The sequence below is a fragment of the Brevibacterium sp. ZH18 genome, assembly GCF_022748595.1.
Taxonomy (GTDB): domain Bacteria; phylum Actinomycetota; class Actinomycetes; order Actinomycetales; family Brevibacteriaceae; genus Brevibacterium.
The window spans coordinates 93,439-118,191 of the sequence record NZ_JALDSX010000005.1; the positions used below are offsets into that span (position 1 = coordinate 93,439).

The window sequence follows — 24,753 nt, forward strand, 5'->3', positions numbered from 1 at the left end:
TGTTAGGCTTGAACTCCCGACCCCCAGCAAGAGGAATTCCTTAGATGGCCGCGAAAAATCACCAGACTGGTGCCTCTTCGGGGTTGCGCCTGGGGACTGTTCTCGGCGCCCCGGTGATCCTCGCATGGTCATGGTTCCTTGCCGCGATCGTCATCACGATCCTCTTCGCGCCATGGTTGAATTCGGTTCGCCCTGACCTGGGCCCCTGGGTCTGGCTCGTCGCATTCACCTACGCGGTCCTGCTCTTCACCTCGGTGTTCCTCCACGAACTCGCACACGGCGTCGCCGGACAGTTCTACGGACTCAAGGTCGCAGCGATCGAGCTCAACATCTGGGGCGGTTTCACCCGGTTCGAACCCCAGATCGAGAACCCGCGCGACAAGGCCGCACTGACGAGCTTCGTCATCTCCATCGTCGGCCCGATCGTCAATATCGTCCTGGCCCTGCTGGGATGGTGGTGCCTGAGTGCGGTCACCCCCGCCTCGGTGCCGTGGATGCTGCTCATCGCGGTCACATTCGCCAACGGCGCCCTCGGTGCGATCAACCTGCTGCCCGGAATCCCGCTCGACGGCGGCTGGGCCCTGCAGGCCCTGATGTGGCGCATCACCGGGTCGCAGTACCTGGGCACAATCGTGGCCAGCTGGGTCGGTCGAGTCATCGCCGTGGGCTTCATCGGCTGGTCGGTCATCACCCCACTGCTCGCGGGTGAGCGCCCGGATCCGTTGACCGTGGCCTGGATGTCACTCATCGCCATCATGCTCTGGTTCTCCGCAGGGGACGCCGCGACTCATGCGAAGCGGGCCCGGAAGATGGAGACCTACGACCTCTCACAGGTCATCCAGCCGGCCATCGCCGCCACCTGGGACGCTGACCTCGCCGACACGCTCGACTACGCGAACACGCTGGGTAACGCCAAGGAGCGCACCCTCATCGTCGTGCTCGACCAGAGGGGACTGCCCTACGGTCTCGTCGACAGGCACGCCGCTGCCGGTCGCCTGGCCGAATCATTGGCGCAGGTTCCCGCAGGAGAGGTCGCTCGGCCGTTGGCCGGATGGATCGGCGTGCCGAAGGACATCACAGCCCCGCACCTCCTCGAGTCGCTCACTCACCGTCCCAAGGCGCAGTTCAGCCTCGTCATGGATGAGAACACCCTTGTGGGCGTCATCGATCTCCAGGAGTTCTTCGACGAGCTTCTCGCAGCCTGAACCAGGTGTGCCTCGTCACTTCCCGTCAGCGTAGAGTGGAATCATCATGACTCAGGTAAGCCAAACCCAACCCGACCGGGCTCTCAGAGCCGGTGAGAAGATCCAGCTCACCGACCCCAAGGGGCGTATGCACACGATCGTGCTGGCCCCCGGTGAGCTCTTCCATACCCATAAGGGCCTCATCGGCCACGATGACATCATCGGCAGGTCCGAAGGCATCATCGTGACGAACACCGGGGGGATCGACTTTCAGGTCTTCCGCCCCCGCTATGAGGACTTCGTGCTCTCCATGCCGCGCGGTGCGGCAGTCGTCTACCCGAAGGACTCGGGGCTCATCGTCACGCTCGGCGACATCTTCCCCGGAGCTCGCGTGGTCGAGGCCGGTGTCGGCTCCGGCGCTCTGTCGATGGCCCTGCTGCGTGCGGTCGGCCCGGCAGGCGAGGTCCACTCGTTCGAACTCCGAGAGGAGTTCGCCCGCATCGCCGAGGGCAACATCGCCGACTTCTTCGACGGCCGTCCCGACAATTGGTCGGTCACCGTCGGCGACCTGGGTGAGGCGCTGCCGCAGACGTTCGACGCCGGCACCGTCGACCGGGTTGTCCTTGACATGCTCACTCCCTGGACCACGCTGGAGGCTGTGAGCACTGCGCTGACACCCGGTGGAGTCGTCATCGCCTACGTGGCCACAGTGCCGCAGCTCTCACGCTTCGTCGAGGCCGTGCGCGCAACCGCATGCTTCAGCGAGCCCCAGTCGATGGAGGCCATGGTCCGCGGGTGGCACGTCGACGGTCTTGCCGTGCGTCCCGACCACAGGATGATCGCCCACACCGGCTTCCTCGTCATCGCCCGCCGGATGGCTCCCGGGGTCGCTCCGCTGGAGAAGAAGAAGCGCCCGCAGGGCACCGCGGCCGCCACCGAAGACGTCGACGCCTGGACGGGCCCAGAGATGACCGAGGCCGCCATCGGCACACGAGTCGCCAACGGCAAGAAGCTGCGTCGCGTGATGCGCGAGGCTGGCAAGCGGTTGGACCAATCTGAGCCGACCACTGAGCCGACCACCGAGCCGACCACCGAGCCGGCGACCACAGAGCCGGCGACCACAGAGCCGGCGACCACAGAGCCGGCAACCCCAGAATCTGCGACCACAGAGTCGAAGGAGGACACCAATGACTGAGCCCACGACCGATGCTAAGCGCCTGCGCGAAGACACGGCGTCACTGCGCCAGCAGCTCTTCAGCGCCGGAAAGCGCAACGAAGCTCTGTCCAAGACTCTGCGCACTGCTCGTGACGAACTCACTCGGATCAAGGAAGAGGCCCGTCGGCTGACCGAGCCGCCCAACAACTGGGGCACGCTCATCGCAGTGGGGGAGGCCGGCACGACCGCCGACGTCATCGTCGGCGGACGACGCATGCGCGTGGCCGTCGGACCAGAGGTCGACCCGGTCACACTGCGGGCCGGCACCGAGGTGCTGCTCTCAGAGGGCCTGGTCATCATCGGCACCGGCACGTTCGCCCCCGTCGGCTCCGTCGTCAACGTCCGTGAGTTCGTCGACGAGACCAGAATCCTCGTCGGTGCGCCCGGCGATGACGAACAGGTCTACACCCTCGCCGAGGACCTCGTCGATGCCGGACTGCGCGTCGGCGATGCCGTCGTCGTCGACACCCGTACGCACTATGCGCTGGAAGTCGTCGAGAAGCCCGAGGTGTCCTCTCTTCTGCTCGAAGAGGTTCCGGACATCACGTACTCTGACATCGGGGGACTGGCCGACCAGATCGGTCAGATCAAGGACGCCGTCGAGCTGCCGTTCGAACATCCTCAGCTCTACACCGAACACGGACTCAAACCGCCGAAGGGCATCCTGCTCTACGGCCCTCCCGGCTGTGGAAAGACCCTGATCGCAAAGGCCGTGGCGAACTCGCTGGCGGACCGGACCGGTGCTCCGAGCGTGCGCAAGACGTACTTCCTCAACATCAAAGGTCCGGAGCTGCTCGACAAGTACGTCGGCGAGACCGAACGGCAGCTGCGTCTGATCTTCGCGCGTGCCAGGGAGAAGGCCTCGGCCGGCTTCCCCGTCGTCGTCTTCTTCGACGAGATGGAGTCCCTGTTCCGCACGCGCGGTACCGGCAAGTCCTCCGATGTGGAGACGACGATCGTTCCGCAGCTGCTGACCGAGATCGACGGCGTCGAACAGCTCGACAACGTCATCGTCATCGGCGCTTCGAACCGCGAGGACCTCATCGACCCCGCGATCCTGCGTCCCGGTCGCCTCGACGTGAAGATCCGCATCGAACGCCCTGACTCTGATGGAGCTCGGGACATCTTCGAGAAGTACCTGACCGACGAGTTGCCGCTGCACCCGAGCGTGCTCTCCGGTCACACGACCCCCGCCGAGGCGGTCGCCGGGCTGATCTCGTACTGTGTCGACCGCATGTACGCGCAGACACCCGAGAACGAATTCGTCGAGGTTACCTATGCCGACGGATCGAAGGAAGTCCTCCACTTCTCGGACTTCGCCTCTGGCGCGATGATCCACAACATCGTCGACCGGGCGAAGAAGGGCGCGATCAAATCGCTGCTCGAAACCGGCGAGCGCGGTCTGCACCCTGAACACTTCGAAGCCGCTATCGCCGAGGAATTCAGCGAGCACGAGGATCTCCCGAACACGACGAATCCCGACGAATGGGCGCGGATCTCAGGACGCAAGGGTGAGCGGGTGACGCATCTGCGGATGATGCACCTCGATACGACCCGAGGTGCTCCCGCGATGCCGCTCGAGACCGATATCGCCGAGGTCACGCCGAATTCCGATCTGGTCTGAGCTCACGCTCGGACGGGGTCGGAATCCCGGGTGTCCAGGTTGTCCCGATGTTGTCCGCAGGGTGTGATTCCGGAGGTGTCCGAGCAGGACCCCGTCGGCTCAGGAACGGCGACGCGTCTTCGTCCCGCCGCCCGTCAGTGCAGTGGCGACGACGCGCCAGCCGACCAAGGTGATGAAGTTGAGTGTCGTGGCGACGATCATGAAGCTGACCGGCACCTGGCCCGGTTCCCCGCCAGCGCCGGTGACACCGCGGATGACCAGACCGAGGAGGACGGTGATCGCCCAGACGGCGGTTCCCGTTCGCAGGGGAGCGATCGGTCGGTCCCAGACTGCCGAGAGCAGCCAGGCGACGACGAGCCCGGCGACGAACGGCCACGCTGTGGTCATCAGCCCCTGCGGGTCGAAGTTATGAGAATGTGTGTAATGACCGATGATCGTGAAGAGGACCACTAGGACGAGGTCGACGATCAGAGCGATCGGGAGATGAGATTTCTTCGCAGCCACGTCCCCGAGTCTAGACGTTTGAGGGAGTTCAGATGATCAGTGTGCACCGTGTGATGGGATCGGAAACCGAGTTCGGCCTGAGTCAGCCCGGCAATCCGCACGCGAACCCGATGCGAGACTCGGCGCGTGTCGTCGACGCCTACGCCGGCCCACGGGGACTGAAGTCTTCCCAGAACTTCTGGGACTTCGCCACCGAGTCTCCGCTTGCTGATGCCCGCGGGTTCTTCATGAACGTCGCCGACGCCGACATCTCCCAGCTGACTCACATGCCGCAGGAGTCCGTCGAAGCACAGTACCTGGCCAACGTCGTGACCGAGAACGGTGCCCGCTACTACGTCGACCACGCACACCCCGAGTATTCGTCGCCCGAAGTGCTGACTCCCCGCGACCTCGTCACGTATGACCGGGCAGGAGACCTCGTGGGGCTGGCCTCTGTGCGCCGCCTCGAATCCTCGGACGAGCCGGTCAACCTCTATAAGAACAACACGGATTCGAAGGGCTCGTCCTACGGCACCCACGAGAACTACCTCGTCGACCGTGGTGTCGAATTCGATGCGCTCGTCGCCGGACTCATCCCGTTCTTCGTCAGCCGACAGATCCTGTGCGGTTCAGGACGGGTGGGCATCGGACGCGAAGGGGAGGAGAAGGGGTTCCAGATCTCCTCGCGGGCCGACTTCTTCGAAGCCCAGGTCGGACTCGAGACGACCCTGCGCCGACCCATCGTCAACACCCGTGACGAACCCCACGCAGATCCGGCCAAATACCGCCGACTCCATGTGATCATCGGCGACGCCACGATGGCCGAACCTGCGACCCTCGTGCGCTTCGGCGCCACCTCACTCGTGCTCGGACTCATCGAGGCCGGACTCGCGCCGACACTCGAACTCGCTGATCCTCTGCAGTCGCTGTGGGACGTCAGCCACGACCTCAGCCTGAGTGCGAAGCTGCCGATGGCCGACGGCACCACGATGACCGCTCTTGACATTCAGAACGTCTTCTACGCCGCATGCTCCGAGCACGCCGGTGACGACGGGGACACCGTCGAGGTCCTGCGCGAATGGCGCCGCCTCCTCGACGGCCTGGCCGTGGACCCGCGCAGCCTCTCGGACTCCATCGACTGGATCGCCAAATGGGTCCTGCTCGAGGGCTATCGCAGCAAGGAGAACCTTGACTGGGACCATCCGAAGCTCGCCCTCATCGACGTTCAGTATCACGACATCCGTCCCGAGAAGGGCCTCTTCCACAAATTGGAGAGAGCCGGACGGATCAGGCGCCTGACCACCGATGAGGAGGTCGAGGCCGCCGTGCTCACAGCACCGAACGGCACCCGGGCCTACCTTCGGTCCCTGGCTGTGACCCGCTTCTCTGACTCTCTGGTCGCGGCCAGCTGGGACTCCCTTGTCCTCGACGCTGGCGACTATGGGATCGTGCGCCTGCCCATGAGCGAACCGCTCAAGGGCAATCGCGAGCTGCTCGAAGAGCGACTGGCCGAGGTCCATGACGCGCAGGGCCTTCTCCGTGCGCTCGGAGTGGATAGACTGAAAACCACGACGGACTGACGCGGAGTCGGTTCGACGATGTGGCTGTCTCAAGCCACGAGAGACGAAAGAGGTGTCAGATGAGTTCTCAGGAACAGGTGCACAAGGACCACTCAGCAGGCGGCGGCGAGCCCCCGGTCGATCCGCCCGAGGCGGTGTCGGCACAGATCAACACCCAGAATGTGGATTCGATCCTCGATGAGATCGATGGAGTCCTCGAGTCCAACGCCGAGGAGTTCGTCCGCAACTTCGTGCAGAAGGGCGGCCAATGAGATGTCGGGGTTCTCTCCTGCATTTCTGAGTTCGACGAGCAATTCGTTCGTCGAGCTCGCGCGCGCCGTAGCGCCCGACGCACTTCCGCTGGCGGGCGGACGCGATCTGTCCGATCAGGTTCCGGAGGGAACGACGATCATCTGCTTCCGGACTGCTGCCGGGATCCTCATGGCAGGCGATCGCCGCGCCACGATGGGCAGTCTCATCGCGTCCCATTCGATGCAGAAGGTCAAAGCCGCCGATGACTTCTCGGTCATCGGCATTGCGGGCACAGCGGGTCTGGCTCTCGACCTGATCCGCCTCTTCCAACTCGAGCTCGAGCACTACGAGAAGATCGAGGGAGCACGCCTGTCACTCGGCGGCAAGGCCAACAGGCTGGCCTCGATGCTCCGCGGCAATCTCAATCTGGCAATGCAAGGGCTGGCGGTCGTGCCCATGTTCGCCGGAGTCGACGAATCGACCCCCGCCGGGCAGATCTTCAGCTTCGACGTCACCGGCGGGAAGTACGAGGAGCACCGGTTCCACGCGATCGGCTCCGGCTCCGGTTTCGCCCGCGGTGCGCTGAAGAAGCTTTGGCGACCGGATCTTGCGACCGAGGACGCGATCGACGTGGCCGTCGAGGCACTGTTCGACGCCTCCGACGACGATTCGGCCACCGGCGGTCCCGACTTCGTGCGACAGATCGCACCGACGATCATCACCGTCGACCTCGAGCACGGTGCCGTGGAGATTCCGTCCGCCGCGGTTCTCTCCACCGCCACCGAGGTCGTTGCCCGTCGGACCAGGAAGGCACAGTCATGAGCCAGGCCCCGTTCTACGTCTCACCCGAACAGCTGATGAAGGATCGGGCGGACTTCGCCCGCAAAGGCATCGCCCGAGGCCGCTCGGTCGTGGTGCTGCGCTACGACGAGGGCATCCTACTCCTGGCTGAGAATCCCTCACCTACGCTGCACAAGATCGCCGAGATCTATGACCGCATCGGATTCGCCGCAGTCGGCAAATACAACGAATTCGAGACGCTGCGACAGGCAGGGGTCCGGTACGCGGATCTGCGCGGGTATTCATACCACCGCACGGACGTCACGGCTCGCGGTCTGACGAACGCGTACGCGCAGACGTTGGCGGGGGTCTTCACCACGGAATCGAAGCCCTTCGAGGTCGAACTCGTCGTCGCTGAACTCGGCGTGACGGCCAAGACCGATCAGCTCTACCGCCTCAGCTACGACGGTTCCGTCATGGACGAGACCGAGCATGTGGCCATCGGAGGACAGGCCGACGCGATCACTGCGACGCTCAAGGATCTCCTGACCTCTGTGCTGCCGCTGGCCGAGGTCTTCGACCATGGTGTGCGCGCTCTCGCCGCAGCCACGAACGGGCCCCTTCCCACGAAGGACCTAGAGGCGGCGGTCCTCGACCGCAACGCGAGCGGGCACCGAACCTTCAAACGACTCAGTGAGGCCGAGATGGCGGAGCTGAGGGAGGACTGATGGCACGTATCTACGGACTTGAGACCGAATATGGTCTCGCCCATTCGGCAGACGAAGGCGACCGCCGCATCGGCCCTGAGGAGATCGCCCGGTACCTGTTCCGTCCCATCGTCGAATGGGGACGCTCATCGAATGTGTTCCTGCCCAACGGCTCGAGGCTGTACCTCGACGTCGGCTCGCATCCGGAGTACGCGACGGCCGAGTGCGATACGCTCACCGACCTGCTCACCCAGGACCGTGCAGGCGAGGCGCTGATGATCGACCTGCTCAACCAGGCTCAGGACGGCCTTGAGGCCGATGGTCTGGGCGGGCGGATCCACATGGTCAAGAACAATACGGATGCCGCAGGCAACTCGTACGGCTCGCATGAGAACTTCCTCATCCGCCGCAACCTCGACTTCAATCGGCTGACCACCGTGCTGCTGCCCTTCCTCGTGTCCCGGCAGCTTCTGGTGGGTGCCGGCGCGATCATTCCCGCACAGTCGTCGTTCGTCCCCGACGAAGACCCGAAGCGCTCGGAGATGATGTACGGGCTCTCCGCACGTTCCGACGTCATGTGGGAGGGCCTGTCCTCGGCCACGACCAGGTCGCGGCCGATCATCAACGCCCGCGACGAACCGCACGCGGATGCGGAGAAGTATCGCCGCCTCCACGTCATCGTCGGTGATTCCTCGATGTCGACAGCCACCTCGGCGCTCAAGATCGGTTCCGCGGTCCTCATGCTCGACCTGATCGAAGCCGGAGCCCGCATTCCCGAGCACGGACTGCGCCATCCCGTGCGCGACATCCGGCTCGTCGCCAGGGACCTCACCGGCAAGGTGAATCTCGAACGCACCGACGGGACGTCGATCACGCCGCTGGGACTGCTCGCCGACTACCGCGACCGTGCCCGTGTGCTCGTGTCCAAGGGCGACCACAGCCTCGGCGACGACGGAATGGCTGAATACGTCATCGACCTGTGGACCCGGATGCTCGAAGCCGTCGAGTCCCAGGACTTCTCCGCCGTCGACCATGAGATCGACTGGGTGATGAAGAAGGCGCTCATCGACCGGTCGCTGGCGCGTGGCAGCGGCGACGTCGACGACGCCCGGATCCACCGACTCGACATCGCCTACCACGACATCACTCCGGAGACCGGGCTGTTCCCGAAGCTCGAGGCTGCGGGACTGGCGAAGAACCTGGTTCCCGATGCCGCCAGGCAGAAGGCGAAGGACGTGCCGCCGGCGACGACGCGCGCAGCGATCCGCGGAGAGTTCGTCCGTGCCGCCCACGCTGCCCGTCGTGACTACACCGTCGACTGGGTGCATCTGCGTCTCAACGACGAATCCGGCCGGGCTGTGGCGCTGAAGAACCCCTTCGAGCCCACGCACCCGCAGGCAGAAGCTCTCATCGCGGGCCTGTAAGATTTCGGCGTATACGATCTCAGAGATCTGGTCTTGAACGAAAGGAAACACGTGCGCACAAAAGTGCTCAGCGTTATCGCCGCAGCCACCCTGCTGCTCTCCGCCTGCGGGCAGGGCGACGATGCGGACTCCACCGCGAGTGCCCCACCATCCGTGTCTGCGCAGGACGCGAAGTCGACGAGCCTCGACGACATCACTGTCAAGGGCAAGTTCGGTGAGAAGCCGAAGGTCAGCTTCGAAGCCCCGCTGGTCGTCAGTGAGACCGGGAAGACGGTCGTCAGCGAAGGCAAGGGCGATAAGGTCGCCGACGGGGAACAGGTCTCGGCGCAGATGACGCTGATCTCGGGCACGACCGGCAAGCAGATCGAGTCGAGCTACGATTCGAAGTCGCCGGCAGGGTTCCCGATGGACAAGAACCAGATCTCCGAGGACCTGTACAACGCCCTCCTGGATTCGAAGGTCGGATCCCGCATTCTCATGTCGCTCAATGGAAGTGCTGAACAGGGCCAGCCGTCGCAGACTCTCGTCTACGTCATCGACATCGAGAAGACCACGAAGCCGCTGACGCGCGCCGAGGGCAAGAAAGCCGACCAGTCGAAGAACCCCGTCACGGTCAAATGGGCCGACAACGGCGAGCCGTCGATCTCAAAGCCCAAGGGCAAGGCGCCCAGCAAGCTCGAAACCTATACGACGATCGAAGGCGAAGGTCCCGAGGTCAAAAAGGGCCAGAGCGTAGCCGTGAACTATTCCGGTTGGCTCTGGGACGACAATTCGAAATACTTCGACTCCAGCTGGCAGGATGGACGCGGACCCTTCGCCGTCGATCCGGTCGGTCAGGCTCAGGTCATCGAAGGATGGAACGAAGGCCTCGTCGGAGCGAAGGTCGGCAGCCAGATCGTCCTCGTCGTCCCACCGGACAAGGGCTACGGAGAACAGGGCAGCCCGCCGAGCATCCCGGCGAACGCGACCCTCGTCTTCGTCATCGACATCCTCTCGGCCCAGGGCTGAGTCCCTCGGCCAACGGCTGAGAGTCCCTCAGCCCACGGCTGAGATCACAGATACCCCAGAACTACGACTCAAGGAGACACCATGAGCAAGCAGAAACCAGTCGTCGATTTCCCCGGCGCAGAAGCACCGACCGAACTCGTCATCGTCGATGACATCATCGGAGACGGCGCCGAGGCGAAGCCGGGCGACACCGTGAGCGTGAACTACGTGGGCATCGCCCATTCGACCGGTGAGGAGTTCGACGCCTCGTACAACAGGGGAACCCCGCTGGAATTCCGCCTGGGATCCGGCATGGTCATCTCAGGATGGGACCAGGGAATCCAGGGAATGAAGGTCGGCGGACGCCGGACCCTGCAGATCCCACCACACCTGGCCTACGGGGAACAGGGAGCCGGCGGCGTCATCAAGCCCGGTGAGAGCCTCATCTTCGTCTGCGATCTGGAGAACGTGCGCTGAGACTCTGAGCCGGGGCTCAGAGTCCGGCAGCCATTCTGCCCGCCGCGGCAGCAGCGAGAAATGCTGCTGCATCGGCGGGCAGTCTGCGTCCCATGGTCGAGAGACCGACAGGGGAGGACTTGAGCGCCGTCCACAGTCCGTCGAGGTCGACGTCGACGAGCTTGTGCATGTGCAGGGTCGTGAGCTGGGCGGCCGTGACCTCGTCCAATCCGGACGGATCGGCCTCCATCTCCCCACGGTCCGCCTCGGCGAGGGTCGAGAAGTCCGGCACGGGAATCCTGACTCCCGGACGGGCGATCTCTGCCAGAGACGTCAGCGAATGGTGCGAGACACCGAAGTGGCGGCCGCGGGCATCGGCATTGGACATGCGCAGGACTCCGACGGGCACTCCGCCCAGCAGCGCAGCCGCGTTGAGGTGCTCGCCGGTGACGAGCCCCGAATATCCGTACTTCGTCCCGGTCCCGAGGTTGCCCGGCCCTTGCGCGACGATGGCGATGTCAGCGTGCATCACGTGCTTGGCTGCGAGCAGCCCGGTGTGGATCGTCACCGCCTCGAGATCGGCGCCCCACGACTGTCCGGTGCTGATGGTCCCCTCCAGCCAGCCGGCGTCCTTGAGTCCGGCCGCGGCTTGCGAGAACCGCGCGGGCAGGGCTGCGCCGTCGCTGAGGACGTATGCGATTCTCAGATCCGGGTTCTCGGCCCGGATGCCGGCGACGATCGCGGGCAGCGCCGAATGCAGATCGGCTACGAGCACGGGCATCGCGTCGAGCGACTCCGCGTGTGCCAGAGTCTCATGGTGCTCGGACTCCTGGTCGTCGACGCCGAGGACCATCGTCTGCAGCGGAGAGTATCGGTCCTTGACGAGATGACCCGGACCCTCGGGAGGGTCGGCTGGAAGAGCATCGGGCAGGGCCACGACGAGGCCGAAGCCACCCGTGCCCAAGCGTTTGGCCAGTGCCGAGACGTTGAGCAGGACGGTGTCGCCGACCTGCGGGTCACCGACCGCCTCGGTGTAGGCAACGGCCCTGATGTGGGTGATCGTCGTACCCGGCAGGGCCTGGTCAAGATCGGCCTCGACCTCTGTGTATCCTGGCCGGGTGGAACGAATCGTGGTCACGATTCCTCTGCGCCAATGAATCATGGTCTTAAGACTATCGCCCGCAGTAGGTTACGGTGGAATCGTGAACACACCCCGCCCCAGCAGACAGAGACAGCAGACCGAACGGCTGCTCAATCTGCTCATCGCACTTCGATCCGCCCGGGGATGGGTGTCGCGGAAGACGCTCATGAACGCGATCGAGGGATATGAGGGCCTCGACGACATCGCCTTCGACCGCAAATTCTCCCGTGATAAGGAGCTGCTGCGGCACATGGGGATCACGATCGCCACACGATCGGAACACGACGCCTACGGCGATGTGGGGGAGACCGGGTACCGGATCTCCGCTGACGACTATGCGATGGGCGACGTCGATCTGACTCCCGCCGAGGCAGCCGCCGTGGCCGTCGCCGCACAGTTCTGGTCTGACACGGAACTCGGTGAGTCCAGTTCCCAGGCCCTGACCAAACTACGGGCCCTGGGCATCGATCTGAGCGACACCGGTTCGGGGCGCGAGGACGCACATCAGGGACCGGCGGCGAAGAAGCTCGGCAGTGCGAACTTCGCCACGGCGCTGCACCACATCAACGTGCGTGAGGCGATCGGGTTCAAATACCACAAACCGGGACAGAACCCTCGCAGAGTCCGGCTCGAACCCTACGCTCTGCTCAGTCGCGGCGATCGGGTCTACCTTCTGGGCTTCGACCTCGACCGTGAGGCTCAACGCACCTTCCGCCTCTCCCGGGTCGAGGGCAAACTGTCGAAGCTCGGAGGCCGTGAACCGGGCGACTATGACATTCCCGCCGACTTTGCCCCGCACGTGGCGCTGAACGCGAGCACCGAGATGGCCGTTGTGAGCGAAGCGACGCTGCGCCTCGGCGCACATCGAGCCGATCCGCTGCGTCGCCGGCAGGTGCGCACAGACGGAGAGACGATCGTCATCGAATTCACGGACGCGGCGGCCTTAGCCGAGGAGATCGTGAGCTTCGGAGACGCCGTCGAGGTGATCGGACCCGATGAACTGGTCCAGGCCGTCGACGCTCGCCGCCAGACCATCAGAGAGTCCCTCGAACGACTCGGAGGCCGCAATGTCCTCAGCGCGTGAGCGACTGACCCGGTTGCTGAGCCTGGTGCCCTACCTCGATGCTCATCCCGGAGCCGACCTCGAAGAGACTGCCGTCTACTTCGGCATCGCCGCGGACACCCTCATCGACGATCTGCAGCTGCTCTTCGTCACGGGGCGTCCCGGACATATGCCCGACGATCTCATCGACGCCTCCTGGGAAGGCGGGAAGATCTACATCTCCAACGCCGAGGAGGTCTCCGTCCCGGTGCGTCTGAGCGCCGAGGAAGCCGGAGTCCTCGTCCTCGCGCTCGACCTCATCGATACACTGCCCGGACTCGACACCGAGGCCGTGCGCAGCGCCGCAGCCAAACTGCGGGTCGCGGCGGGGGAGAACCTCCACACCACGGTCGAGGTCTCACCGATCCCTGCGGACGAGGAGCTCATGGAGTTCCTCAAGCAGGCGATCGACTCGGAGTCGGCCGTCGAGATCGACTACTACGTGGGTTCCCGCGATGAGCTGACCAAACGCATCGTGGCCCCCAGCCGCTTGGTCCCCGGCGCCGACTGGTACCTCGACGCCTGGTGCTATTCGGCACAGGCGCCACGGCGGTTCGCACTGAGCCGAATCCGGTCATGGACGACAGCGGCCCATCCGCCGTTGGCCACCGGCACGTCGGACCAGAATCCGCGCGAGGTCACGATGACCCTGTCGGCGGCCGGCGCGTGGCTGGCAGATGAACTCGAGCTGAAAGAGCGTGAATACTCCGCCAACGGTGAGCCAAGTGTGCGGATCAGGTTCCTAGTGCACTCCATTGACTGGTTGAGTCGGTTCCTGCTGTGCCATGCCGACGTCATCACAGAGATCGACGACGGCGAAGCCGTGGACGCGGCGCTGACACGGCTGGGCTGACACGGCTGGGCTGAGGGCCTGCTGTACAAGTCCTGGCAACATGTCGCCACCGCTGTGACGTGCCCGTCGGCAGGTATGAAAGCCGCATCCACACGGCGTAGAATCGTAGAGAGCCAACAAGAGTCAAGGAGTCCCCATGCGACCAAGTTTCGTGCAGATCGCGATCGTGATCCTCATCATCGTGATCATTTTCGGTGCCCCCAAGCTGCCGCAGCTGGCCAGAAGCCTGGGCCAGTCGATGAAGATCTTCAAGTCCGAGATCAAGGACCTGCGTGACGAGGATGAGCCCACGACCACGGAACCCGGTGAACTGAACCGTGACCCCTCGACGCCTGCTGCCCAGCAGCCCGTGGCCCAGCCTCGTGCCGACGGCGCGTCCGAGCCGGGAGCGTCTGCTAAGGCTGAGCAGCCTGCGCAGGACAGGCAGGATCCGCAGTCTCACGAGAAGTGAAGGAGAACAGCTCCCGGAGATCGTTCTCGTCGAGGAAGAAGAACCCTGAGAAGAAGATGCCCGTCGTCGGGCACCTGGTCGAACTCCGGAACCGCTTCTTCATCGCGGCGATCGCCATCGCCCTCGGTGCCGTCGCCGGATGGTTCCTCTACGACCCGGTGCTCGACATTCTGCAGGAGCCCATCCGCACCATTCGGAGTTCGAGCGGGCGCACTGCTGAGATCAACTTCGCCGGAGTGGCCTCGCCCTTCGACCTGAAGATCAAGCTGTCGTTCTTCATCGGCATCTTCCTGGCCTGTCCGATCTGGCTCTACGAAGTCTGGGCGTTCATCGTTCCGGGACTGACGAAGAAGGAGAAGCTGTACTCGGTCGGATTCCTCGGAGCCGCCATTCCTCTGTTCCTCGCCGGCTCCACCATGGCCTTCTTCGCCCTGCCGAACGCAGTGAAGGCCCTGACGTCGTTCACACCCGCCGGTGGTACGAACATCATCCCGGCTCAGGACTATCTGAGCTTCGTCATGGTCATCATCGTCGTGTTCGGTCTCGCCTTCGTTCTGCCGGTGCTGATGGTCGGACTCAACATGATGGGAATCCTTTCCGCTGTGAGGATCCGCAAATCGTGGCGAATCATCGTGATGCTCGTCTTCCTGTTCGCTGCGATCGCCACTCCGACTCCCGATGCGATGTCGATGTTCTTCCTCGTGATTCCGATGATGACGCTGTTCAGCGTGGCCTGGGTGATCTGTGTCTTCAGCGACCGGAGGCGGAAGAAGCGACTCATCGCACAAGGCCTGTGGGTCGACCCCGACGAACCGATTGACTGAGAGAAGCATGACTGATTCCCTGCGACCGTCCGACTCATCCGACTCATCCGACGCCGAAGGTCCGATGACCTCGGTGGGCCGGAAGGATCCGACGATCTCGATCGACCCGGCTGACGCGGACACCCCGGCAAGCCCCGCCGAGGCATATGCGCGGTTCAAGGAGCAGTCCGCACTGTCTCGCACGGCGCTGGGTCGCTTCACCTCGCGGATGGACTTCGAGCTCGATGACTTCCAGATCGAAGCATGCACACAGCTGCAGGAGGGCAAGGACGTCCTCGTCACGGCCCCGACCGGTGCGGGGAAGACCCTCATTGCGGAATTCGCGGTGGAACTGGCGAGGGACGAAGGCAAACGCGTCTTCTACACGACCCCGATCAAGGCCCTGAGCAATCAGAAGTTCAATGACCTGATGGATGTCCACGGCGTCGAGAATGTCGGTCTGCTCACCGGTGACACGTCGATTCGTCGTGATGCGCCGATCGTCGTCATGACCACCGAGGTCCTGCGGAACATGCTCTACAACGACCTCGCGGGTCTGGCAGACCTCGGGTTCGTCGTCCTCGACGAAGTTCACTACCTCGCTGACCGATTCCGCGGCCCCGTCTGGGAAGAGGTCATCATCCATCTTCCCGACCGCGTCCAGATGGTCTCGCTGTCCGCGACGGTCTCTAACGTCGAAGAATTCGGCGCCTGGCTGCGCGAGGTACGCGGACCCACGACGATCATCTCGACGACACATCGACCGGTTCCGCTGGTCAACCATGTCCTCGTCGGCCACCGCATGTACGACCTGTTCACCCATCACGATTCGGATCGGATCGACCCGGCGCTCAACCATGCCACACGGACCCACGGCGGACCGCGGTCGAAGCGTGAAAGAGCGACGCGTGCGCGGTTCCGCAGGCCCAGCCGCACACAGGTCGTGTCCTCACTTGCCGAGGCGGGGATGCTGCCGGCGATCATGTTCATCTTCTCCCGCAACGCCTGCGACGAGGCCGTCGAGCAGTATCTGTCATCCGGCTATGACCTCAACTCCCGTGAGGAGAAGGTCACTGTCAATGCCGAGCTCGAGAAGCTGCGCGAAGAACTCTCGAACGAGGACTTGGGGATCCTCGGGTTCCACTCGTTCGCGGAAGGACTCCTGCTGGGGGTCGCCGCTCACCACGCGGGGATGATCCCACAGTTCAAGAAGCTCGTCGAAGAGCTGTTCTCGCAGGGCATCATCAAGGTCGTCTTTGCGACCGAAACCTTGGCTCTCGGCATCAACATGCCCGCCCGCACGGTGGTCCTCGAAAAGCTCGTGAAGTTCAACGGCGAGGCACATGTCTCGATCACCCCGGGGGAGTACACGCAGCTGACCGGTCGTGCCGGCCGTCGCGGAATCGACCAGATCGGACACGCCGTCGTCATCTGGCATCCGAGCTTCGAAGTCAGCGAGCTCGCGGGTCTGGCCTCGAACCGGTCCTATGCGCTCAACTCGGCCTTCGGCCCGACCTACAATATGACCGCGAACCTGCTCTCGCGCATGGGATCGGCCGAGGCAGCCAAGGTGCTCGAAACCTCCTTCGCCCAGTTCCAGGCGGATAAGGCCGTCGTGGGGTTGGCGAAGAAGGTTCGGAAGAACGAGTCGACGATCGCGGCCTACGAGAAGTCGATGCAGTGCGAGCTCGGCGACTTCGCCGAATACGCTCGGCTGCGCCAGGCCATCTCCGAGACAGAGAAACAGGAGACGCGCACCAAGTCGAAGAATCGACAGCGCGAGATCGTGGAGTCGCTGACGTCTCTGAAGGTCGGCGACATCATCACTCTGCCCGCTCGACGGGTCGAGGGAACCGCGGTCATCATCTCCCCGATGAGCTCGCGCGACGGAGTCTCACGACTGCCGACCGTGCTCACCGAACAGGGCAAGGTCTGGCACCTGCGCCCCCATGAGGTCACCGAACCGGTCGCGGCCCAAGGCAGAATCAAGGTTCCGAAGAAATTCAACCACCGCCAGGCCGGTGACCGCAGGCAGCTCCTGACCATCCTCAGCGCCGCGAAGGAAGACGGCAAGGTCGATTCCGGGGCACTCTGGGAGACCTCGGCGAAGGCCTCTGGCGTGAGTTCGAACGTGGCGGAGATGACTGCACAGCTGCGGGCCCATCCGTGCCACGACTGCCCGGATCGGGAGATGCATGCGCGGTGGGCCAACCGGGCAGCCAAACTCAGCAAGGAGAACGATTCCCTTGTGGCACGCATCGAAGGACGTACGACATCGATCGCGCTTGTCTTCGAACGCGTCCAGCTGGTCCTGAAGACTCTCGGATTCGGTCCGGAGCATTCCGACATGTTGCGCCGGATCTACGGTGAGCGGGACTTGCTGGTGGCACTGACAGTGCGTGCCGGTCTCTGGGACCGTCTTGTCGAACCGGAGCTCGCGGCCTTCGCCTCCTGCTTCGTCTACCAGTCCCGGCGAGGTGACACCCTGCACTCCGAACGGGCACCGAGCCGCGATCTCAAAGTCAACGGGGATGAAGCGGTGACGATCTGGCGTAAGCTCTTCCAACTCGAAGAGCAGCACGCCCTGCCGACCACGGCTGAACCCGATCGTGGGCTGTTCAAGCCGATGTATCGGTGGACCGAGGGAAAGAACCTCGCCGATTCGCTGCGCGGTTCGGACATTGCCGCCGGTGACTTCGTCCGCTGGGCCAAGCAGAGCCTCGATCTGCTGGGCCAGGTTGCCGAGGTGGCGCCGGCAGAGACCGCTGTGCGCATCCGCCGGACGGTCGACGCCATCCGCCGCGGAGTCGTTGCCGACTCCTAGGTAGCCGACGTTCGCAGTGCATCCGCAGACAGTGAATCGACTGCGGCGCTGAACCGACCTCAGCCGCCCAACCGACACCGCCGCTGAACCGACCTCAGTCGCTCAAACGACACCGCCGCTGACACGTCCCCGAGAAATGGAGGACTGCGTCAGCGGCGGGTTATCGGGGAGATTTGCGTCAGCGTTTGACCTTCTTGACGATGTTCTCGATGTCGGAGCCGAACGCACTCTCGGTGGTCAGATAGGTCCACGTCGACGACGGGCGCTTGAGTCCGTGCGACGCCAGATCGATCCCGGTGTCCGTGAAATCCGCCTCTTCGATCGTCGTGGCCGAATCGTCGACGACGTCCGACCAGAATGAGGAGAAGACGCGGATCGACTCAGTGTTGAAGGCCTCATGGGGCTTCTCCCGAGCAAACGTGCGCAGGTGAATTCCCTCACGCAGGTCATTGAGGAACGCGAGGTGATCGACCCAGCGTGAGTCGAGGTGGAAAAGCATGACCTCGCGGAAGGTGGAGTCGATGAGCTCGCTCGGATGATCCTTGGCCAGATCATCGGAGACTTCGCCGAGGCGGGCCTTGAGCTCGTCGATGGCCTCGTCCTCTGTGCGCAGCTCCCGACGGCGTGTGAGCACCAGCTCTCGCTGCTTGGCCATCAGCTCGTTGAACTTCCACGTGTCACGGTGCAGTGCAGTGTTCTGTCCCTCCGCGATGCGCTGAGCATGTTCGACGAGGCCCAGTGCTCGCTTCGACTCGATCCATCCGGTCTCGTCGCCTTCGGAGACGAAGCGCTGGATCTCCGGGACACGGGTGAGCAGCTCGTCCTCGAGGCTGGTGAAGAAGACTGACGTGCCAGGATCGCCCTGACGCCCAGCACGGCCACGCAGCTGGTCGTCGAGGCGCGAGGAGAGATAGCGTCCGGCACCGATGACCAAGAGTCCGCCGGCTTCGGCGACCGACTCGTTGGCCAGTCGGATATCCGTTCCGCGTCCGGCCATCTGGGTCGAGACCGTGACGGCCCCTGGGGCACCGGCCGCGGCGATGATCTCGGCTTCCAGCGAGTCGTCCTTCGCGTTGAGGACCTTGACCTCGATCCCGCGCTCTGTCAGTCGAGCGGCGAGCGATTCGCTCTCGGCCACCGACGAGGTGCCGATGAGCACGGGACGATCCTTCGCATGGTTCTCGGCGACCTCGTCGACGATCGCGCGCTCCTTCGACTCCTGATAGGTGTAGAGCCGGTCGGGCTCGTCGACGCGGACGACAGGAAGGTGCGTTTCGACGGGAACAATTTCGAGGCGGTAGAACTCGCGGAGGTCGTCACCGACTGCCAGTGCGGTTCCCGTCATGCCGCACACAGTCTCGTACCCGTGGATGAGCTCTTCGACGGTCATCTGGTCGAGGATCTCGCCGCTCTCTGTGGTGCCGACCTTCTCCTTGGCCTCGACGGCCGCCTGCAGGCCATCGGGCCAGCGCTGGAGTTCGGCCACTCGACCGCGGGAGGCGGAGATGAGTTTGATCCGACCGTCGACGACGAGATAGTCGACATCGCGTTTGACGAGAGCCTTCGCATACAGGGCAAGGTTGACTGCTGCCAGGTCGGAGGCGTCATCGCCGAACAGCTCGACATCGAGTTCGGCTTCGACCCGGTTGATTCCCCCGTCCGTGAGGGAGACCGCCCTGTGGTCGGGGCTGACTTCGTAGTCTGTACCGGGTGTGAGGGTCTCGACCAGGGCGGCGATCTGAGAGTTCGCATCCTCGACGCTGGCTGATCCGGCCAGAACGAGCGGCACGCGTGCCTCGTCGATGAGCACGGAATCGGCCTCGTCGACGATGACGACATCGCGATCGGCCACGCGGATCTGATCGTCATCGGTGACGAAACGGTCCCGTAGCACGTCGAACCCGACTTCCGTGACCGAGGCGTAGAGGACTTCGGCGCGATATGCCTGACGGCGTTCGTCTTCGTCCTGGGTGGCGGAAATGGATGCCGACTCCACGCCGAGGAGGTCGAAGACCGGCTTCATCCAGGTGCGGTCACGACGTGCGAGGTAGTCATTGACGCTGACCACATGCACACGCCTGCCCTGCAGGGCGTAGCCAGCGGCGGCGAGTGCTCCGACGAGGGTCTTGCCCTCACCTGTGGCCATCTGCACGATATTCGCCTGCAGCAGACCGACGAGGCCGCGCAGCTGAGTGTCGTAGGCGCGTTCGTCGAGGGCCCGTTCTGCGGCCTCCCGTGCGAGCGCACAGTAGCGGATGAGGCTGTCCTGTTGGGTTCCCTCGGTGAAGATCTCTGCAGCGGCCTCTGTCAGGTCGCTGTCGCTGAGCTCCGCGTACTCACGGCTCGCAGCCGCCATGTCGTCGGCGGCCCTGTCGAACCAGCCCGTGGTTCGGTCGGCCTGTGCGCCGGGGCGGTTGAGCAAGCGAGAAAAGAATCCCATTATCGTCCTTCGTCGAGTGATGGTCGCAGTTGATTCTATCGTTCAGGACATGGGCCAGGAGCCATCCACGACAGCATCGGTGTTGCCTTTGCTGCGCAGGAATGCCTGCAGGTCAGCCGCCTGGGCGCGCTTCCACTCGCCCTGGGCGCTCATGACCTCGTCGCGGGTGAGCCGCGCGATTTCCTTCGAGCTCACGGCCAATGCTCGGGAAATGTCCAGGGCGGCTAGGGCATCGGCGGCCGCATCGTGGGCATCGAGGAGCTCGACCTTCCATGCCGCTGCCGTCGCGGTCAGTGTCCGTTTGCCTCTTCGGAACCTATCGGCCTGTTTGTCGAGGACGAAGGTGTCGACGATCGTGGGAATGATCGCGGCCAGGTCGATGTGGGGCTGATGGCGTCTGACCTCGGCGGCCATGACGCTGAGGTCGTAGACGATGTTGTGTCCGACGAGCACGGCGCCTTCGGTGCGGAGGTCGGCGAGGACCGCACACAGCTGTGCCACCACTTCGGAGGCGGGCGCGCCGTTGGCACGCGCGAACTCGGTGGTGATTCCGTGGACGGCGCGAGCTGATTCGGGAATCTCGACGCCCGGGTCGGCCAACCAAGTCCGTGTATTGTCGGCGGATTCGACGAAGGCGGCCGTGACGATTCGGGCGGTCGCCGGGTCGACGCCGGTGGTCTCCAGATCGAATCCGACCAGTCGTGCCTGCGACCAAGGAGCCGAGGTGTCGCCAGCCTGTCCTGCCAAAGCGTCGCCAGCCTGTCCTGCCAAAGCGTCGCCGGCCTGTCCTGCCGAAGCGTCGCCGGCCCTTCCAGTCGAGTTGTGGCGGTTCGGAATCGGAGCTGCCGATTGCGGGGGAGCCTGCCGTGGCCCGGTCGAGGCAGGCGTCGTACTCGCTGCTTCGAGCGCCGCGACGAGGTTGTCGACCGAGCGGCGGATGTTCTGCCCCTGGGCGGCGTCCTCGAGCGCCCGCCGGTCGAGCTGCCCGGGAATGGATTCCAGGTCGATGCCGTGGGCGACGTCGGTCAGGCACCGCATGACTTCGACGGTCTTGTGCAGGGCCTCTTCGTATTCGATCAGGGTGTTCGCCCGCTTGGGGCTCAGCCCGCCCGTCTTCACCCCGGCTTTGGCCGCTTTGATGACCGATTCGAGTGAACCGAAGTTCTCCAGCAGGGTCGCCGCAGTCTTCTCTCCGATGCCCGGCGCCCCAGGTAGACCGTCCGATGGGTCTCCGCGCAAAGCCGCGAGCTCCCGGTACCGGGTGCCGTCGGGCACGCCGTAGGCAGCGGTCAGATCGGACTGGGCGATGGCTTCCCACTCGCCGCCCTTGCGGGGGCGGAGCACACTGACATCGGTGTCGGCGTCGATGAGAGCAAGGAGGTCACGGTCGGGGGAGACGATGACGACGGGGGACTGGGACTGGGCGGCCATGGTCGCGATGACATCGTCGGCCTCGGTTCCGTCCACCTCGGCGATGGGGATGCCGGCCGCGGCGAGCACACGGCGCATGATCGGCAGCTGGACGGCCAAATCGGGTGGGATCTCCGTACCGGCTTCCTCGTCCTTGACCCGTGCCGCCTTGTACTCGGGCAGGATTGCGGTGCGGAAGGCCGGGCGCCAATCCGCGTCCATCGTCGCCACCACGCGGGCGGAGTCGAACCGACGGATCATCTGTGCGGTTGCATCGAGGACACCTCGGACGGCATTGACCGGCTGGCCATCATCATTGACGATCGAATCGGGCACCGAATAGAAGGCGCGGTAGTACAGGGCGGGCGTATCGATCAGAACCAAAGGCTTCACACTCGATGACGATACCCGACGCCGCTGACGCGAGTGTAGCGGCGAGTCGCGACGGTGTAGCCTGTCGGCTGTGACTATGTACTTTGGTGGAGATGTTTACAGCAGTGTCGATCCCTTCGCGACGGCCCTCGGGGCCGAGGACGGAAAGGTTTCGTTCATCGGATCCGACGAGGCCGCACAGGCTTTGGACCCGGAGGCGATCGACCTCGGAGGGGACTTCCTGACTCCTGGCTTCGTCCACGCGGGGCTTGTCCTCGGTGAGGGTGCGCCCAGTGGTGTTCAGCTCGTCGAGCGCGGGTTCTCGCACGCGCACGTCCTCGGAAGCGCCGAGGCGGTCGCCGAGTTCGCGGCGAACGCCCCGGAGGATCTGCGGATCGTCGCCTACCCCGAGTGGGGAACCGAGGCGGCTGCGCAGCGGGCGACCATGAGTGCCGAGGCCTTCTTGGCGGAAGAGACACCGCCCGAGACGGCTCTCTACATCAGCATCGAGTCGAACGAGCGCCTCGGCGAGGTCCTCGATCGTCTGCGCGACAACGCGGCACTAGCCCAGCGCAACGGCTACCGACTCCTCCTCGACTTCGACATCGATGAGCGCTTCGTCACTGCCTTGGGCAATTGCGGAGTGGCGATCACCCTTGATGCCGCCAGGCCGCAGCCTCTGGCACAGCTGCTCTCCGCCGGTGCGCAGGTGTCCCTGACGCACTCGGAGGAATCGCCGTGGGCAGGTGTGCGCTTCGCCGTGATCGGTGAGAACGGCATCGGCGCCCGCGCCGCAATGAACACGGCAACGCGATTCGCTCATCGGGCAGCAGGCGATCCCGAAGGCGGCGTCCTCGCCCCCGGAGCTGAGGCTGACTTCGTCTGCTGGCAGGTCGAACGGCTCGTCGTCCAGGTCGCCGACGCTCGAGTCGCGGCGTGGAGCACGGATCCGCGCTCGGGTACCCCGGGACTGCCCGAACTCTCACCCGACGTGCCGTTGCCGACGCGCGTCGCGCTCTGACACAGCCTGTCCACTCGCAGCCAGGCCTGAGGCAGCTGCCTAACGGTTCGAGGTGTCGCCTGGTGGGACTTTCGCAGGCTTCATTCGGACCGAATACGCATCAGTAGCTTGCCGAATCAAGACGACACGCCGATTGACAACAATTTTGCAGAGATTTGCTTGCGTCTGACCTGCGGATTTGAACATAACCCCAGGTCAGAGGGATTTTGCAAACTCAGCGTAAGCCACTAGATTCGTTGTTGTCATTCCACAGCAGCTGGGATGGAGCCGGCGCCCCTGTCATTAGATAACTCGTTTCACAACGTGGTCCGAAGGCGGGGGTGTCGGCTCAATATCTTTCAGGGCAGCGGCGTAATGTGGAGGCCGTGGTTTCGAAGATTCTGGTTGTCATACCGACATATAACGAACGACTCGCGCTGCCTGTGACACTGTCCGGGCTGTTCGAGAATCAGCCCGAGGTCGACGTACTCGTCGTCGACGACGGTTCGCCCGACGGCACCGGTGAATGGGTCGACGAGCAGATGCAGGGAGATCCCCGTCTGCACGTCCTGCACCGGAGTGAGAAGTCCGGACTGGGCATGGCCTATCTCGCCGGATTCGAATGGGCCCTCGAGCGTGACTACGAGATCATCTGTGAGTTTGACGCCGACGGCTCCCATCGTCCCCTCGACCTCGGCCAGCTGCTCGAAGTCGCAGAGTCGGGCGATGCAGACCTGGTCATCGGGTCCCGATGGGTGCCCGGTGGTGCGATCGTCGATTGGCCGAGATCTCGATTCCTCCTCTCCCGCGGAGCGAATCTCTACGTCAACACGGTCATGGGGCTCGGTGTCAGAGACGCCACGGCCGGATACCGCGCGTATTCTCGTCGGGTTCTCGAGACTCTCGATCTCTCCGACGTGCAGTCTCAGGGTTACTGCTTCCAGATCGACATGACCTATCGCACGGTTGAAGCCGGCTTCGCCGTTGCCGAAGTTCCCATCGTGTTCGTCGAACGCGAGCTGGGGGAGTCGAAGATGAGCGGGTCGATCATCTCCGAGGCATTCACGAAAGTCGCCGGGTGGGGCCTGGCCAGGCGCACGAAGCAGGCCAGGGAGCTGTTCGGCCGGATCGCTGTGCGCAAGGCCACAGACGTGAACGGCAGCAACGGCGATCGGAACGGAGCTCCTGCGACACACCAGTGACCCGACGCGGCACGTTGAGTACGCGGGTGCGAAGAAGGGGTGCAGGTCTGATGACCTGCACCCCTTCTTGTCGTGCGATGTACGCCGGGAGACTCAGCTCTGTGCGGGAACCTCGCCGCGGCGAATCGCCAGGCGTTCGTCGAGGAGCACCTGGAGTTCGTCGAACGAGCGACGCTCCAGCAGCATGTCCCAGTGGGAGCGCACGTGCTTGACGGGTTCGCCGTCGGGTTCGTTGACACCGACACGGGTTCCGACGCCGTGGATTCCGGAATCCCATGTCGAGGGGACTTCGGCCTCGATGGAGAAGGGAACCTTGAACCGGGTGCCGTCTTCGCACTCGAATTCGACCATCTGGCGAGGTGCCGGCTCGACGCCCTCTTCCGTTTCCAGGCTGCGTGAGCCCAACTGTGTTCCGCGGAGACTGCGTTCGCTCATATCTCTCTCACCTTCCGACTCGACTGCAGACGTCTGATACGAAAGAAC

At 64.2% G+C, this 24,753-nt stretch carries 22 protein-coding genes; 17 read left to right on the forward strand and 5 right to left on the reverse strand.

What is annotated here, in order from left to right; all coding sequences use genetic code 11:
• Window positions 1-44 precede the first annotated feature (44 nt).
• From MPN20_RS03490 to arc, 3 genes are read left to right on the forward strand one after another with little or no spacing between them, the layout of a single operon-like run.
• Window positions 45-1,205, forward strand: coding sequence for a site-2 protease family protein (locus MPN20_RS03490; RefSeq protein WP_242779577.1), 1,161 nt, complete (start codon window positions 45-47; stop codon window positions 1,203-1,205).
• A 46-nt stretch (window positions 1,206-1,251) separates the two neighbouring features.
• A complete protein-coding gene (locus MPN20_RS03495) occupies window positions 1,252-2,379 on the forward strand; it encodes a tRNA (adenine-N1)-methyltransferase (protein WP_242779579.1) in 1,128 nt (375 codons plus the stop codon).
• Window positions 2,372-4,024 (forward strand): proteasome ATPase, encoded by a 1,653-nt coding sequence (arc, locus tag MPN20_RS03500; RefSeq protein WP_242779581.1) that lies wholly within the window; start codon window positions 2,372-2,374, stop codon window positions 4,022-4,024. Before MPN20_RS03495 ends, arc begins: the two co-directional genes overlap by 8 nt.
• Window positions 4,025-4,123: 99 nt before the next feature.
• Here the strand turns inward: arc and MPN20_RS03505 are convergent, their stop codons facing one another.
• Window positions 4,124-4,528 (reverse strand): DUF3054 domain-containing protein, encoded by a 405-nt coding sequence (locus MPN20_RS03505; protein WP_242779583.1) that lies wholly within the window; start codon window positions 4,526-4,528, stop codon window positions 4,124-4,126.
• A 32-nt stretch (window positions 4,529-4,560) separates the two neighbouring features.
• Here MPN20_RS03505 and dop point away from each other — a divergent pair, with 32 nt between their 5' ends.
• The 7 genes from dop (at window position 4,561) to MPN20_RS03540 (ending at window position 10,693) form a co-directional block, all read left to right on the forward strand.
• Window positions 4,561-6,087 carry a depupylase/deamidase Dop gene (gene dop / locus MPN20_RS03510; protein ID WP_242779585.1) on the forward strand — a complete coding sequence of 509 codons (1,527 nt, stop codon included), beginning with the start codon at window positions 4,561-4,563 and terminating at the stop codon, window positions 6,085-6,087.
• A 59-nt stretch (window positions 6,088-6,146) separates the two neighbouring features.
• Window positions 6,147-6,338 (forward strand): ubiquitin-like protein Pup, encoded by a 192-nt coding sequence (locus MPN20_RS03515; RefSeq protein WP_242779587.1) that lies wholly within the window; start codon window positions 6,147-6,149, stop codon window positions 6,336-6,338.
• 1 nt (window position 6,339) lies between these two features.
• Window positions 6,340-7,140 (forward strand): proteasome subunit beta, encoded by an 801-nt coding sequence (gene prcB, locus MPN20_RS03520; protein ID WP_242779589.1) that lies wholly within the window; start codon window positions 6,340-6,342, stop codon window positions 7,138-7,140.
• Window positions 7,137-7,826: a proteasome subunit alpha gene (gene prcA / locus MPN20_RS03525; protein WP_242779591.1), complete on the forward strand. Its 690-nt coding sequence runs from the start codon at window positions 7,137-7,139 to the stop codon at window positions 7,824-7,826. Before prcB ends, prcA begins: the two co-directional genes overlap by 4 nt.
• Complete coding sequence (gene pafA / locus MPN20_RS03530; RefSeq protein ID WP_242779593.1) at window positions 7,826-9,229, forward strand: Pup--protein ligase; 1,404 nt, start codon at window positions 7,826-7,828, stop codon at window positions 9,227-9,229. The genes prcA and pafA overlap by 1 nt, the downstream gene beginning before the upstream one ends.
• Window positions 9,230-9,280: 51 nt before the next feature.
• Complete coding sequence (locus MPN20_RS03535; RefSeq protein ID WP_242779595.1) at window positions 9,281-10,237, forward strand: FKBP-type peptidyl-prolyl cis-trans isomerase; 957 nt, start codon at window positions 9,281-9,283, stop codon at window positions 10,235-10,237.
• A gap of 81 nt (window positions 10,238-10,318) precedes the next feature.
• The gene (locus MPN20_RS03540) at window positions 10,319-10,693 is read left to right on the forward strand and encodes an FKBP-type peptidyl-prolyl cis-trans isomerase (RefSeq protein ID WP_242779597.1); all 375 of its coding nucleotides are present in this window, start codon (window positions 10,319-10,321) and stop codon (window positions 10,691-10,693) included.
• 16 nt (window positions 10,694-10,709) lie between these two features.
• On the opposite strand, the gene MPN20_RS03545 is transcribed toward MPN20_RS03540, so the two are convergent.
• The gene (locus MPN20_RS03545; protein ID WP_242779599.1) at window positions 10,710-11,834 is read right to left on the reverse strand and encodes a DUF3866 family protein; all 1,125 of its coding nucleotides are present in this window, start codon (window positions 11,832-11,834) and stop codon (window positions 10,710-10,712) included.
• Window positions 11,835-11,874: 40 nt separating this feature from the next.
• On the opposite strand from MPN20_RS03545, the gene MPN20_RS03550 reads away from it, so the two are divergent.
• The 5 genes from MPN20_RS03550 to MPN20_RS03570 all read left to right on the forward strand — a co-directional run bounded on the left by MPN20_RS03550 (window position 11,875) and on the right by MPN20_RS03570 (window position 17,846).
• Complete coding sequence (locus tag MPN20_RS03550; protein ID WP_242779601.1) at window positions 11,875-12,897, forward strand: WYL domain-containing protein; 1,023 nt, start codon at window positions 11,875-11,877, stop codon at window positions 12,895-12,897.
• Entirely contained in the window at window positions 12,881-13,768 is an 888-nt protein-coding gene (locus MPN20_RS03555; RefSeq protein WP_242779603.1) for a WYL domain-containing protein, read from the forward strand. Before MPN20_RS03550 ends, MPN20_RS03555 begins: the two co-directional genes overlap by 17 nt.
• A gap of 136 nt (window positions 13,769-13,904) precedes the next feature.
• Window positions 13,905-14,219 (forward strand): Sec-independent protein translocase subunit TatA, encoded by a 315-nt coding sequence (gene tatA / locus MPN20_RS03560; RefSeq protein ID WP_242779605.1) that lies wholly within the window; start codon window positions 13,905-13,907, stop codon window positions 14,217-14,219.
• 56 nt (window positions 14,220-14,275) lie between these two features.
• Window positions 14,276-15,043: a twin-arginine translocase subunit TatC gene (gene tatC / locus MPN20_RS03565; RefSeq protein ID WP_242779657.1), complete on the forward strand. Its 768-nt coding sequence runs from the start codon at window positions 14,276-14,278 to the stop codon at window positions 15,041-15,043.
• Window positions 15,044-15,050: 7 nt separating this feature from the next.
• The gene (locus tag MPN20_RS03570; RefSeq protein WP_242779607.1) at window positions 15,051-17,846 is read left to right on the forward strand and encodes a DEAD/DEAH box helicase; all 2,796 of its coding nucleotides are present in this window, start codon (window positions 15,051-15,053) and stop codon (window positions 17,844-17,846) included.
• A gap of 178 nt (window positions 17,847-18,024) precedes the next feature.
• Here the strand turns inward: MPN20_RS03570 and secA2 are convergent, their stop codons facing one another.
• Together secA2 and MPN20_RS03580 are read right to left on the reverse strand one after the other, a co-directional pair.
• Window positions 18,025-20,286, reverse strand: coding sequence for an accessory Sec system translocase SecA2 (gene secA2 / locus MPN20_RS03575; RefSeq protein WP_242779609.1), 2,262 nt, complete (start codon window positions 20,284-20,286; stop codon window positions 18,025-18,027).
• 42 nt (window positions 20,287-20,328) lie between these two features.
• Window positions 20,329-22,089, reverse strand: a complete 1,761-nt coding sequence (locus MPN20_RS03580; protein ID WP_242779611.1) for a 5'-3' exonuclease H3TH domain-containing protein — start codon at window positions 22,087-22,089, stop codon at window positions 20,329-20,331.
• A gap of 76 nt (window positions 22,090-22,165) precedes the next feature.
• Here MPN20_RS03580 and MPN20_RS03585 point away from each other — a divergent pair, with 76 nt between their 5' ends.
• Window positions 22,166-23,089 carry a metal-dependent hydrolase gene (locus tag MPN20_RS03585; protein WP_242779659.1) on the forward strand — a complete coding sequence of 308 codons (924 nt, stop codon included), beginning with the start codon at window positions 22,166-22,168 and terminating at the stop codon, window positions 23,087-23,089.
• A gap of 365 nt (window positions 23,090-23,454) precedes the next feature.
• Window positions 23,455-24,270 carry a polyprenol monophosphomannose synthase gene (locus tag MPN20_RS03590; protein ID WP_242779612.1) on the forward strand — a complete coding sequence of 272 codons (816 nt, stop codon included), beginning with the start codon at window positions 23,455-23,457 and terminating at the stop codon, window positions 24,268-24,270.
• Between the two features lie 93 nt (window positions 24,271-24,363).
• Here the strand turns inward: MPN20_RS03590 and MPN20_RS03595 are convergent, their stop codons facing one another.
• On the reverse strand, window positions 24,364-24,705 hold the full coding sequence (locus MPN20_RS03595) for an RNA polymerase-binding protein RbpA (protein WP_242779614.1): 342 nt from the start codon (window positions 24,703-24,705) through the stop codon (window positions 24,364-24,366).
• Between the last annotated feature and the right edge of the window lie 48 nt (window positions 24,706-24,753).